We start from the raw sequence: 12,752 nt of genomic DNA on the forward strand, positions 1-12,752 counted from the left end.
ACGTCTCGACTTGACCCGCGATGGGCCCGTCAGTCGAAGACAATCCCCTGCGCCAACGGCAGCTCGCGGGAATAGTTCACGGTATTGGTCTGCCGGCGCATGTAGGCCTTCCACGAATCCGAGCCCGACTCACGGCCACCGCCGGTTTCCTTCTCACCGCCAAACGCCCCGCCAATCTCCGCACCGCTGGTGCCAATGTTGACGTTGGCAATCCCGCAGTCACTGCCCGCGGCGCTCTGGAAGCGCTCGGCTTCGCGCAGGTCGGTGGTGAAGATGCACGACGACAAACCTTGCGGCACTTCGTTGTTCAGGCGCAGGGCTTCTTCGAACTCGTCGTAGGCCAGCACGTAGAGGATCGGTGCAAAGGTTTCATGACGAACCACGGCGCTCTGGCCAGGCATCTCGACGATCGCCGGGGCCACGTAGTAGGCATTCGGGTACTGGTCCTGAATCTGCCGCTCACCGCCAAACACCTGGCCGCCTTCATCGCGGGCGCGCGCCAAAGCGTCCTGCATGCCTTCGAACGAAGCCTTGTCGATCAGCGGGCCGACCAGGTTGTCCTTGCGCGGGTCGCCGATACGAACCTTGGCATAGGCGGCTTTGACCCGAGCAACCACTTCGTCCTTGATCGAGCGATGGACGATCAGCCGGCGCAAGGTGGTGCAGCGCTGGCCAGCAGTACCGACGGCGCTGAAGAGGATGCCGCGCACGGCCAGATCCAGGTCGGCACTCGGTGCAAGAATCATCGCGTTGTTGCCACCGAGTTCGAGGATGCTGCGGCCGAAACGTGCAGCCACCCGCGGGCCGACTTCACGGCCCATGCGGGTGCTGCCGGTGGCGCTGACCAGCGGCACGCGCGGATCGTCGACCAGCGCTTCGCCGGCCTCACGATCACCGATGATCAACTGGCTCAGGCCTTCTGGCGCATCACCAAAGGCTTTCAGGGCTTTTTCGAACAGCGCCTGGCAGGCCAGCGCGGTCAGCGGGGTTTTCTCCGACGGCTTCCAGACCACGGCGTTGCCGCACACCAATGCCAGGGTGGTGTTCCAGGCCCAGACCGCGACCGGGAAGTTGAAGGCGCTGATGACCCCGACCACGCCCAGCGGGTGCCAGGTTTCACGCATATGGTGGCCCGGACGCTCGGAGGCGATGGTCAGGCCGTAGAGCTGACGCGACAGGCCGACGGCGAAGTCGCAGATGTCGATCATTTCCTGCACTTCGCCCAGGCCTTCCTGGGTGATCTTGCCGGCTTCGATCGACACCAGCTCGCCGAGCTCGGCCTTGTACTTGCGCAATACTTCGCCGAACAGGCGGATCAACTCACCGCGGCGTGGGGCCGGGACGTTGCGCCAGGCCTGGAAGGCTTTTTCGGCCTGATCGATCTTGGCGGTTACCTGGGCTTTGCTTTCCAGGTGCACCGCGGCAATCGCGCTGCCATCGATAGGGGTGTGAACGGGATGGTTACCGTGGGTGTAGGCAGTGGCCGGGACACCGAGGCGGTCAAGCAGTCCATCAACCATTTTCTTCTCCTGCATGCGATGAGTGGTTGAAATAGTGATAGGGATCAGTATTAATCCGATCACTCTGGCGCAACAAACGACCTTTATTCTGCATATCATTCCGCCAGGTAATGATCTACTGGCTTAGAGACCGCTATGTCCAAACGTCTGGTGCCATCGATGGCCGCCCTGCAGTGTTTCGAAGCTGCCGCCCGGCACCTGAGCTTCACCCGCGCCGCCGAGGAGCTGCACCTGACCCAGAGCGCAGTGAGCAAGCAGGTGGCCCAGCTTGAAGAGATGCTCCGCCATCATTTGTTTCTGCGCATCCGCCGGCGCCTGCAGCTGACACCAGCAGGCGCGCTGTACCTGGCCGAGGTCAACAAGATTCTCACTCAGGTCGATATGTCCAGCCGTTACATCATGTCCTACGGCGAGCAGACCGAAGTCCTCAAGGTAGCCACTCAGCCGAGCTTTGGCGTGCGCTGGCTGATTCCGCACCTCAAGGGCTTCGGCAAGCAGCACCCGAACATCCACCTCGACATCCGCAACGAAATGGAACCCTTCGCCCTGTTGCAGGCGACCGCCGACGTGGTGTTCTTCTTTGGCCAGGGCACCTGGCCTGGCGCGACCTGCATCGAGCTGTTCGGTGAAGAAGTGCTGCCGGTGTGTGCGCCAGAGCTGTTGCAGGGGCGCACACTCAAGGACGCCAGCGAACTGGCCGAACTGGTGCTGCTGCAAAGCACCTCGCGCCCGGAGGCCTGGCATGAGTGGTTCCTGGAGCAAGGCCTGCACTCGGCCCACAGCTATCACGGGCCGCGCTTCGACACCTTCTATATGAGCCTGAGCGCTGCCCAGTCCGGCTGCGGCGTGGCCCTGGTACCGCGCTACCTGGTGGCCCAGGAGCTGGCCGAGGGCAAACTGGTGGTGCCCTGGCAGCACAGCATGCGCAGCAATGGCGCGCATTTCCTGGCGTTTTCCGAGCATGCCGCCGAGGTGCCGAAGGTGCGCGCCTTGGTCGACTGGATTCGCGCTGAGCTGGCTGGGCAAGATTGATAATTTTTGGAATGACGCATCGACTTTTTTTCGCTTGTGCAGGTACTGCATTCCTCGCTTTCATGTAAGGGTGCCCACTTACCAGGAAGCTTTCGATGCCCGCTCAAGATTTCGTCAGCCCGGACAGCATTCGCGCGCAGTTCTCGGCCGCCATGTCGCTCATGTACAAGCAAGAAGTGCCGCTGTACGGCACGCTGCTGTCGCTGGTGAGCGAAATTAATCAGCAGGTGATGGCTGAACAACCCGAAGTTGCCCAGGCCCTGCGCTGGACCGGCGAAATCGAGCGCCTCGATCAGGAACGCCACGGCGCCATTCGCGTCGGAACCGCCGAAGAGCTGACGACCATCGGCCGCCTGTTCGCGGTAATGGGCATGCAGCCGGTGGGCTACTACGACTTGAGCTGCGCCGGTGTACCGGTGCATTCCACCGCCTTTCGCGCCGTGCACGAGCAAGCGCTGCACATCAGCCCGTTCCGGGTCTTCACCTCCTTGCTGCGCCTGGAACTGATCGACAACCCGGCGCTGCGTGAACTGGCGCGCGAGATTCTTGCCCGGCGGCAGATCTTCACTCCGCGCGCGCTGCAACTGATCGAACAGTTCGAGCGTGCTGGCGGCCTGAATGCCGACGATGCCCAGGCGTTTGTCGACGAAGCCCTGCATACCTTCCGCTGGCACCGGGACGCCACGGTGACCGCCGAGCAGTACCAGCAACTGCACGACCAGCACCGCCTGATTGCCGATGTGGTGGCCTTCAAGGGCCCGCACATCAATCACCTGACCCCACGCACCCTGGACATCGATGCCATTCAGCTGGGCATGCCGGCCAAGGGCATTCCGCCCAAAGCCGTGATCGAAGGGCCGCCACCGCGCCGCTGCCCGATACTGCTGCGTCAAACCAGCTTCAAGGCGCTGCAGGAAAAGGTCGCGTTCACCGATCAGAACGGGGAAGGCAGCGGCAGCCATACCGCGCGCTTTGGCGAGATCGAACAACGGGGTGCGGCGTTGACGCCCAAAGGCCGCGAGCTTTACGACCAACTGCTCGATGGCGCCCGCGCGGCGCTAGGTGGTGTGCCGGCCGAGGCCAATGCCGAGCGCTACATGAGCCTGCTCAGCGACAGCTTCAAGGCCTTCCCCGATGACCTGGCGCAGATGCGCGAGCAGGGGCTGGCGTACTTCCGCTACTTTGCCACCGAGCGTGGCCTGGCAGCCCGCGGCGATGCTCAGCGGCCGACGTCACTGCAGGCGTTGATCGATGCCGGGCATATCCACTTTGAGGCCCTGGTGTACGAGGACTTTCTGCCGGTCAGTGCGGCGGGAATCTTCCAGTCGAATCTGGGTGATGATGCGCAGAGCGAGTACGGCAGCAACGCCAACCGCGACGCCTTCGAACAGGCGCTGGGCAAGCCGGTGCAGGATGAGTTGGCGTTGTATGCCGAAAGTGAGCGGCGCTCGCTGATGGCCTGTGCGCAGGCGCTGGATATGCCTGGGCTTTGAGGGCCTCATCGCGGGTCAAGTCGAGGCGTCGCACCGCCGCTCCTACAAAGTCTGTGGGAGCGGCGGTGCGACGCCTCGACTTGACCCGCGATGGCGTCACCGCCCAACCCGAAACCTGTCCACTTCCTGCCGCAACTGCCCCGCCAACCCCTCAAGCTCACGCGCGGTAGCCGCCAGGTTAGTCGCCACCTCATGCTGCTCGCTGTTGGCCAGGGCAATGCTCTGCAGGTTGCGGCTGAGCACGTTCGCCGTGCTGCTCTGCTCCTGGGTAGCGGTGGTAATGGCGGCAAACTGCTCCCCCGCCGAGCGGCTGCGCTCATCGATCTGCGCCAGCGCTGCGGCAACCTTGGCATTGCGCTCCAGGCCTTCCTGCATCAGGCGGTTGCCCTGCTCCATGGTGCTGATGGCATTGCCGGTTTCCTGCTGGATGCTGCCGATCATCGCCGAGATTTCATCGGTGGCCTGACGGGTGCGCGAGGCCAGGTTGCGCACCTCGTCGGCAACCACGGCAAAGCCCCGGCCCTGCTCACCGGCCCGCGCCGCTTCGATGGCAGCGTTCAAGGCCAGCAGGTTGGTCTGCTCGGCAATCGAGGTGATCACGCCGACGATGCCGCCAATTTCTTCGGAGCGCAGGCCCAGGGTGTCGATCACCGTGGCGGTGCCGGCCAGGGCGCTGGCGATCTGCTCCAGGGACGATGACGCCTGGTCCATCGAGGCACGGCCAATGCGGGTTTGCTGGACATTGTCCTGGGCCATGCGTTCGGTGCTGCCCATGTTCTCGGCGATGTTCATCGAGGTGGCGCTGAACTGCTCGACAGCGCCGGCCATGCTGGTGATTTCGCCAGACTGCTGCTCCATGCCCTCACAGGCCCCGGAGGACATGCCCGACAAGGCCTGGGCGCGGCTGCTGACTTGCTCCGCTGCTGCGCGAATATGCTCGACCATGCTCGCCAGGGCTTCGCCCATCTGGTTGAAACTGTGCGCCAACTGGCCGATTTCGTCATCGCTCGATACCCGCAAGCGCGCCTGCAGGTCACCGGCGCCAAGGGCCTGCGCCTGCTGCAAGAGGTCAGCCAAGGGGCGCAGACGGCGGCGCAACAGCCACAGGGTGGCGGCGACCGCCAGCAACATCGCCAGCAAACTGCCGATGGCCAGGCGCGTGCCGACGCTCCAGGTCACTGCGCGGATTTCCGCCTTCGGCATGCTTGCCACCACCGTCCACGGCCCGCCGGCAAACGCCACGGTCACGCTGAACAGCTCTTCGACGCCGTCATGCCAGAAACGCCCTTCGCCCGCAGTGAACCCGGCAAGCGCCTGCGCCGCCTGACTGTCCGCACGCACACCTGCTGGCGGCACCAACCAGTGCTGCTTGTCGTCGAGCAAGGCCAGTGAACCGGTCTGGCCGATACGAAAACGTCCGAGGTTGGCAAACTGAGCCTTCTGCGCGTCGGTGTAGTCGAAACCGACAAACAGCACCGCGATCACCCGCCCGCTGCCGTCACGCACCGGGGTGTACTGGGTCATGTAGTCGCGCTCGAACAGGTTGGCCCGGCCAACGTAGGCCTGACCGGCTAGCAAGCGCGCGTAGGCCGGATGCTGACGATCCAGCAGGGTGCCAATGGCGCGACTGCCGTCCTGCTTGGTCAGCGAGGTGCTGATGCGAATGAAGTCGTCGCCGCTGCGCACGAACAAGGTGGCAACGCCTGCGGTCATCTGGCGAAAATCATCCACCTGGCGAAAGTCGTTGTTGAGCAGTTGCTCGCCCAGGTACAGCGCGGGCGTGGAAACCCCGGCAACCGTCACCGACTCCCCTGGATGCAGCTGCAAACCGGCAGCAAAGCGCTTCTCGAACAGCCCGCTGAGGCGCTGGGTGCTTTCGCGCAGGGTACTGTGGAAAGTGTCGAGCTGATCGGCGAGCAGGCGCGCTTCACTGGCCAGGTGTTCCTGGCGGGTATTCAGGTTGGCGTTGTCCAGCGAACGCAGGGCAAACAGGGTGCTACCGGTAATCACCACAGCCAGCACGATGGCAAGGGCGATACCGAGTTGCGAGGCAATCCGGGCACGGGGTTGAGACATGGAAGCTCCTGGCAAGAGGGGCCGGGATCGTCCTGATCACGCTGACCGTCCGCATCGATACGGGAATCGAACCATCTAGGCGTGGCTCTGATGCCTCTGCTTCGGCGGCCTGACGCAATACTTGAGCGTGCAACAGGGTTATCCTGCGCAAACGGTCAACTCGCTCCGATAGACGCTGATGTCCCCAGAATTTGAACCTTGGGCAGGTCCATCGAATCCGCCTCGCCCTGCAGGAAGTCGCTCAGACGCCGCAGCCGCTCGCCACCGGGGCGGGTTCGCGGCCAGACCAGGTAGTAATCCAGGCCGCTGGCAACCGCTGTCGGCCACGGCAGGCTCAGGCGGCCCTGGGCGACGTCTTCGGCAACCATCAGCAGGTCGCCCATGGACACTCCATAACCGCGAGCGGCGGCGATCATGCCCAGCTCCAGGGTATCGAATACCTGGCCGCCCTTGAGCGACACCTTGTCGGTGAGGTCCATGCGCGCCAGCCAGCTGCGCCAGTCGCGCTTGTCGGGGGTTGGATGCAGCAGCTCGACACCGGCCAGGCGCCGCTCGTCCCACTGCCCTTCCTTGAGCAGCTCGGGCGCGCCTACCGGGATCAGCAGCTCGGAAAACAGCCGCTTGACCTCCCAGTCCGGCGGAAAGTGACCGTCGCTGAGCAATACCGCGCAGTCGAAAGGCTCATGGTTGAAATCGACATGATCGACATCCATCCAGGCGCTGGTCAGTTGCACTTCGTTGCCCGGCTGCAGGTGGCGAAAGCGACTGAGGCGCGCCAGCAGCCAGCGCATGGTCAGGGTCGAAGGGGCTTTCATGCGCAGGATGTCGTCTTCACTGCGCAGGGTGTTGCAGGCCCGCTCCAGCGCGGTAAAGCCTTCGCGCACCCCTGGCAACAGCAAACGCGCCGCTTCGCTGAGTTGCAAGCTGCGGCCATTGCGCACGAACAAACGGCAGGCAAAGTGCTCTTCAAGGGTGCGGATGTGCCGGCTGACGGCACTCTGGGTTATCGATAACTCATCTGCGGCGCGGGTGAACGAGCTATGCCGGGCCGCCGCTTCGAAGGCCCGCAGTGCATACAGAGGCGGTAAACGGCGAGACATGGCGGCGGGCTCCGGGTTATCCACAGGCAATCGACTGGATCATACTCCCATGAGTTTTAATCATGCCAACCATCGCTATTATCCTTTTGTGGATAACCGCACCAAGCCTCAGACTTTCACGCTTTGAATCTATCGCGTAAGAAAAGGACGACTCCATGCAGGCTGCGCCTACCCAAGAACTCAAGGCTTTGCTGCGCCTGGCCGGGCCGCTGATTGCCTCGCAGTTGGCGCACATGCTGATGGTGCTCACCGACACTCTGATGATGGCCCGCATCAGCCCGCAGGCCCTGGCCGGTGGCGGCCTGGGCGCGGCGAGCTATTCGTTCGTGTCGATCTTTTGCCTGGGCGTGATCGCCGCCGTCGGCACCCTGGTGGCGATTCGCAAGGGTGCTGGCGACATCGCCGGCGCCACCCGCCTGACCCAGGCCGGGTTGTGGCTGGCCTGGGTCATGGCCCTGGTGGCGGCTTTGGCGCTGTGGAACCTGGAGCCGGTACTGCTATTGCTCGGCCAGAGCCCGAACAACGTCGAGGCGGCCGCGCAGTTCCTGCTGCTGCTGCCCTTCGCCCTGCCCGGCTACCTGAGTTTCATGGCCCTGCGCGGCTTTACCAGCGCCATTGGCCGCTCGACGCCGGTGATGGTCATCAGCCTGATCGGCACGGTGGCCAACTTCCTGCTCAACTATGCGCTGATCGAAGGCATGTTCGGCCTGCCGAAGCTGGGCCTGGTGGGCATCGGCCTGGTGACCGCAATCGTTGCCAACTGCATGGCCGTGGCCATGGCGCTGTATATCCGCTGGCACCCGGCCTATGCACCCTACCCGATTCGCCAGGGCCTGAGCCGCCCGTCATGGCCAGCCCTGCGTGAGCTGTGGCGCCTGGGCCTGCCGATTGGCGGCACCTACACCGTCGAGGTCGGCCTGTTCGCCTTCGCCGCGCTGTGCATGGGCGTGCTCGGCAGCACCGAGCTTGCCGCGCACCAGATCGCCCTGCAGATCGTCTCTACCGCATTCATGATTCCGGCCGGCCTGTCGTACGCCGTGACCATGCGTGTAGGGCTCTATTACGGCGCCGACAACCTGTTGGGGGCACGGCATGCCGGCCGCGTGGGTATCGGTTTTGGCGCGGCGATGATGCTGATGTTCGCCATCCTCTTCTGGCTGCTGCCAGACCCGCTGGTGGGGCTGTTCCTCGACCACGGTGACCCGGCCTTTGCCGACATCATCCAGCTGGCGGTAAGCCTGTTGATGGTCGCCGCCTGGTTCGAGCTGTTTGACGGCGTGCAGACCATTGCCATGGGCTCGATCCGAGGCCTCAAGGATGCCAAGACCACCTTCCTGGTCGGGCTGTTCTGTTACTGGGTGATCGGTGCACCGGCGGCCTGGCTGCTGGCCTTCAACCTCGGCCTGGGCGCGGTAGGCGTGTGGTGGGGGCTGGCGCTGGGCCTGGCGTGTGCGGCGGTGAGCCTGACCCTGGCATTCGAATGGCGGATGAAGCGCTTGCTGGGCAGTGCCGCTGGGGTGAACAAGGTGACTGCTTCAGTGGTTTGAAGGGCCCCATCGCGGGTCAAGCCCGCTCCTACATGACCCGCGATGCTGCTTGCTGCGCCGGCCCGCGCAGCAAATACTCCATCAACTCATCAATCGGCAATGGCCGGCTGATCAGAAACCCCTGCACCTGATCGCAATCGAAACTGCGCAGCAGGTCCATTTGCTCCGGGGTTTCCACGCCCTCGGCCACCACCTCGAGGTTGAGGTTGTGCGCCAGGTTGATCATCGCGTGCACCAGCTTGCGGTTCTCTTCACGCTGCTCCATGCCGCCGACAAAGCTGCGATCGACCTTGAGCAAGGTGATCGGCAGGCTGTTGAGGTGCACGAACGACGAAAAGCCGGTGCCGAAATCGTCCAGCGAGAAGCGCACGCCCAGGCGCCCAAGGGCGTCCATGGTCTGTTTGACCAGGTCATTGCGGCGCATCACGGCGGTTTCGGTCAGTTCGAATTCCAGCCAGCGGGCATCGACGCCGTGTTCGATGATCAGCCGGCTCAGGGTCGCCAACAGCTGGCTGTCCTGGAACTGGCGAAACGACAGGTTCACCGCCATGTGCAACGGCGCCAGGCCCTGCTCACGCAGCGCCTGCATGTCGCGCAGGGCCCGGGAGATGACCCAGTAGCCCAAAGGCACGATCAGCCCACTCTGCTCGGCCAGCGGTACGAACTCGCTGGGCGGCAGCAGCCCGCGTTCGGCATGGCGCCAGCGCACCAGGGCTTCGAGGCCGACAATGCGCCCGTCGGCCAGGTTCAGTCGCGGCTGGTAATGCAGCTCCAGCTCGTCGCGGCGCAGCGCCCGGCGCAGCTCGCTTTCCAGGTCGGCAAGGCTGCGGGCGTTGCGGTTGATGCGTTCGTTGAAGACGTGAAAGGTACAGCCCTGGGTGCTCTTGGCCTGCTGCATGGCGATGTGCGCATGCCACATCAGCGGGTCGGCGCCACCCTGGGCGCGGGCGTGGGCAACCCCCAGGCTGCAGCCGAGCAACAGGCTTTCGCCGTCGATCCAGTAAGGTTCGGCCAGGGCTTCGGTGATGCGTTCGGCCATCCATTCGGCGCGCTGCGGCTCGCGGCGGGTATCGATCAACAGGGCGAATTCGTCGCTGCCCAGACGTGCAACCTGGTCGCCGGCTTCAAGCTGGCTCTTCAGCCGGCCCACCACCTGCAGGATCAACCGGTCGCCGGCCTGGTGGCCGAGGGCGTCGTTGGCATGGCGAAAGTTGTCCAGGTCCAGGTGCCCGAGGGCGACGCCGCGCCCTTCGTTGTCGGCCAGGCGCGCAGCCAGCAGGGTCTGGAAACCCTGGCGGTTGGCGATGCCGGTCAGCGGGTCCTGTTCGGCCAGGCGTTGCAGGGTCGCTTCGAGGACGCCGCGCTCGCGGACATGGCGCAGGCTGCGGCGCAGGATATTGCTGGTCAGCTGGTCACGAATCAGCCAGTCGCTGACACCCGGCGGCGGCACCTGCGGTTCATGCTCGAGCAGCAGCACCATCGGCAGCACGCAGCGCCCGGGCGCCGGTTGCAGTTGCGGGGTCGCCAGCACCAGCGCATTGCGGTCATTGGCAAACAGGCTGTCGACCGCCTCCCAGTTCGGAGCGGTCAGCAATACCGCCTGGCCCGCCATCGGCAGCAGACACTCGCGCAACACAATGGCCCATTCCGGCTCATCGGCCAGCAGGAGCAAACGCAAGGGTTCGACGGGCGTAGACAAGCTGGCTCCTTAGGACGTAGACACAGTCAAATGACGATGGGCAGCGAGAATGCGTATCCTAAACCATTAATGAAAATGATTTTCACTTAAAGTCATGCCATTCCATTGCCGACATCCCGCAGGTTTCGCCACGCATCCTGCGGGAAAGTATCAAATGCGGCAAATTTAGATCGCGTGGTACGTCACACTGTCAGACGGTCGCGGCAGAAACTTTCTACCCCTGCTAAAATGCCCGGCTATTTTTCTAGCGTCCCCGGTTTTCGTCATGTCCCGACTCAACCCCCGGCAACAAGAAGCCGTGAACTACGTCGGCGGCCCTCTTTTGGTGCTCGCCGGTGCAGGCTCCGGCAAAACCAGCGTGATCACCCGCAAGATCGCGCACTTGATCCAGAACTGTGGCATCCGTGCCCAGTACATCGTGGCCATGACCTTCACCAACAAGGCCGCGCGGGAGATGAAAGAGCGGGTCGGCACCCTGCTGCGCAAGGGCGAAGGCCGCGGCCTGACCGTGTCGACCTTCCACAACCTGGGCCTGAACATCATCCGCAAGGAGCATGAACGGCTGGGCTTCAAACCGGGCTTCTCGATTTTCGACGAGACCGATGTCAAAGCCCTGATGACCGACATCATGCAGAAGGAATACTCGGGCGACGACGGTGTCGACGAGATCAAGAACATGATCGGCGCCTGGAAGAACGACCTGATCCTGCCGCCCGAAGCCCTGGAAAACGCCCGCAACCCCAAGGAGCAGACCGCCGCGGTGGTCTATGCGCACTACCAGCGCACCCTGCGGGCGTTCAACGCGGTGGACTTCGACGACCTGATCCTGCTGCCGGTCAAGCTGTTCCAGGACAACCCCGATGTCCTCGAAAAGTGGCAGAACAAGGTCCGTTACCTGCTGGTCGACGAATACCAGGACACCAACGCCAGCCAGTACCTGCTGGTGAAGATGCTGATCGGCACGCGCAACCAGTTCACCGTGGTTGGCGACGACGACCAGTCGATCTACGCCTGGCGCGGCGCCCGGCCCGAGAACCTGATGCTGCTCAAGGACGACTACCCGTCGCTGAAAGTGGTGATGCTCGAGCAGAACTACCGCTCCACCAGCCGCATTTTGCGCTGCGCCAACGTGCTCATCTCGAACAACCCGCATGCCTTCGAAAAGCAGCTGTGGAGCGAGATGGGCCACGGCGACGAGATCCGCGTGATCCGCTGCAAGAACGAGGAAGCCGAGGCCGAACGGGTAGCCATGGAAATCCTCAGCCTGCACCTGCGCACCGACCGGCCCTACAGCGACTTCGCCATTCTTTACCGGGGCAACTACCAGGCCAAGCTGATCGAGCTGAAGCTGCAGCACCACCAGGTGCCGTATCGCCTGTCGGGCGGCAACAGCTTCTTCGGACGCCAGGAAGTTAAAGACCTGATGGCCTACTTCCGCCTGCTGGTGAATCCGGACGATGACAACGCCTACCTGCGGGTGATCAACGTACCGCGCCGGGAAATCGGCTCGACCACCCTGGAAAAACTCGGCAACTACGCCACCGAGCGCAAGGTTTCGATGTATGCCGCCAGCGAGGAGCTGGGCCTTGGCGAGCACCTGGACAGCCGTTATACCGACCGCCTGCAGCGCTTCAAGCGCTGGATGGACAAGGTCCGCGAACAGGTTGCCCTGGAAGACCCGATCGCTGCCCTGCGCAGCATGATCATGGACATCGACTACGAAAACTGGATTCGCACCAACAGCTCCAGCGACAAGGCTGCGGATTTTCGCATGAGCAACGTCTGGTTCCTGATCGAGGCGTTGAAAAACACCCTCGAGAAAGACGAAGACGGCGGCATGACCATCGAAGAGGCCATCGGCAAGCTGGTTTTGCGCGACATGCTCGAGCGCCAGCAGGAAGAGGAAGACGGCGCCGAAGGCGTGCAGATGATGACCCTGCACGCCTCCAAGGGCCTGGAGTTCCCCTACGTGTTCATCATGGGCATGGAGGAGGAAATCCTCCCGCACCGTTCCAGCATCGAAGCCGACACTATCGAAGAAGAACGGCGTCTGGCCTACGTCGGGATTACCCGCGCACGTCAGACCCTGGCCTTCACCTTTGCTGCCAAGCGCAAGCAGTACGGCGAGATCATCGATTGTTCACCGAGCCGCTTCCTGGACGAGTTGCCCGACGACGACCTGGCCTGGGAGGGCCTGGACGACGCGCCAACCGAAGTGAAGGCCGCTCGCGGCAACAACGCACTGGCCGATATCCGTGCCATGCTCAAACGTTAGATAATCAACC

At 63.5% G+C, this 12,752-nt stretch carries 8 protein-coding genes; 4 read left to right on the forward strand and 4 right to left on the reverse strand.

Translation table 11 applies throughout. From position 1 onward, the window contains the following. Window positions 1-29: 29 nt before the first annotated feature. Window positions 30-1,520, reverse strand: coding sequence for an L-piperidine-6-carboxylate dehydrogenase (gene amaB, locus ACZ9A3_RS23055; RefSeq protein ID WP_093378090.1), 1,491 nt, complete (start codon window positions 1,518-1,520; stop codon window positions 30-32). 135 nt (window positions 1,521-1,655) lie between these two features. Between amaB and ACZ9A3_RS23060 the strand changes: the two genes are divergently transcribed. Further along, window positions 1,656-2,552, forward strand: coding sequence for a LysR family transcriptional regulator (locus ACZ9A3_RS23060; protein WP_038998061.1), 897 nt, complete (start codon window positions 1,656-1,658; stop codon window positions 2,550-2,552). A gap of 95 nt (window positions 2,553-2,647) precedes the next feature. Next, window positions 2,648-4,045: a 2-oxoadipate dioxygenase/decarboxylase HglS gene (gene hglS, locus ACZ9A3_RS23065; RefSeq protein ID WP_213602894.1), complete on the forward strand. Its 1,398-nt coding sequence runs from the start codon at window positions 2,648-2,650 to the stop codon at window positions 4,043-4,045. 96 nt (window positions 4,046-4,141) lie between these two features. Here the strand turns inward: hglS and ACZ9A3_RS23070 are convergent, their stop codons facing one another. Further along, a complete protein-coding gene (locus ACZ9A3_RS23070; protein ID WP_093378075.1) occupies window positions 4,142-6,121 on the reverse strand; it encodes a methyl-accepting chemotaxis protein in 1,980 nt (659 codons plus the stop codon). 155 nt (window positions 6,122-6,276) lie between these two features. Continuing rightward, on the reverse strand, window positions 6,277-7,221 hold the full coding sequence (locus ACZ9A3_RS23075; protein ID WP_476253157.1) for a LysR substrate-binding domain-containing protein: 945 nt from the start codon (window positions 7,219-7,221) through the stop codon (window positions 6,277-6,279). A gap of 155 nt (window positions 7,222-7,376) precedes the next feature. Between ACZ9A3_RS23075 and ACZ9A3_RS23080 the strand changes: the two genes are divergently transcribed. Then, complete coding sequence (locus ACZ9A3_RS23080) at window positions 7,377-8,768, forward strand: NorM family multidrug efflux MATE transporter (RefSeq protein WP_093378066.1); 1,392 nt, start codon at window positions 7,377-7,379, stop codon at window positions 8,766-8,768. Between the two features lie 28 nt (window positions 8,769-8,796). On the opposite strand, the gene ACZ9A3_RS23085 is transcribed toward ACZ9A3_RS23080, so the two are convergent. Beyond that, a complete protein-coding gene (locus ACZ9A3_RS23085) occupies window positions 8,797-10,467 on the reverse strand; it encodes a putative bifunctional diguanylate cyclase/phosphodiesterase (RefSeq protein WP_093378061.1) in 1,671 nt (556 codons plus the stop codon). 265 nt (window positions 10,468-10,732) lie between these two features. Here ACZ9A3_RS23085 and rep point away from each other — a divergent pair, with 265 nt between their 5' ends. Beyond that, window positions 10,733-12,742, forward strand: a complete 2,010-nt coding sequence (gene rep, locus ACZ9A3_RS23090; protein ID WP_038998055.1) for a DNA helicase Rep — start codon at window positions 10,733-10,735, stop codon at window positions 12,740-12,742. The last annotated feature ends 10 nt before the right edge of the window (window positions 12,743-12,752 follow it).

This window comes from Pseudomonas sp. TE4620 (genome assembly GCF_056279045.1).

Coding starts and splice junctions, on each gene's coding strand:
- amaB (WP_093378090.1), bottom strand. CDS start 1,520: ATGGTTGATGGACTGCTTGACCGCCTCGGTGTCCCGGCCACTGCCTAC.
- ACZ9A3_RS23075 (WP_476253157.1), bottom strand. CDS start 7,221: ATGTCTCGCCGTTTACCGCCTCTGTATGCACTGCGGGCCTTCGAAGCG.
- ACZ9A3_RS23060 (WP_038998061.1), top strand. CDS start 1,656: ATGTCCAAACGTCTGGTGCCATCGATGGCCGCCCTGCAGTGTTTCGAA.
- ACZ9A3_RS23070 (WP_093378075.1), bottom strand. CDS start 6,121: ATGTCTCAACCCCGTGCCCGGATTGCCTCGCAACTCGGTATCGCCCTT.
- rep (WP_038998055.1), top strand. CDS start 10,733: ATGTCCCGACTCAACCCCCGGCAACAAGAAGCCGTGAACTACGTCGGC.
- ACZ9A3_RS23080 (WP_093378066.1), top strand. CDS start 7,377: ATGCAGGCTGCGCCTACCCAAGAACTCAAGGCTTTGCTGCGCCTGGCC.
- hglS (WP_213602894.1), top strand. CDS start 2,648: ATGCCCGCTCAAGATTTCGTCAGCCCGGACAGCATTCGCGCGCAGTTC.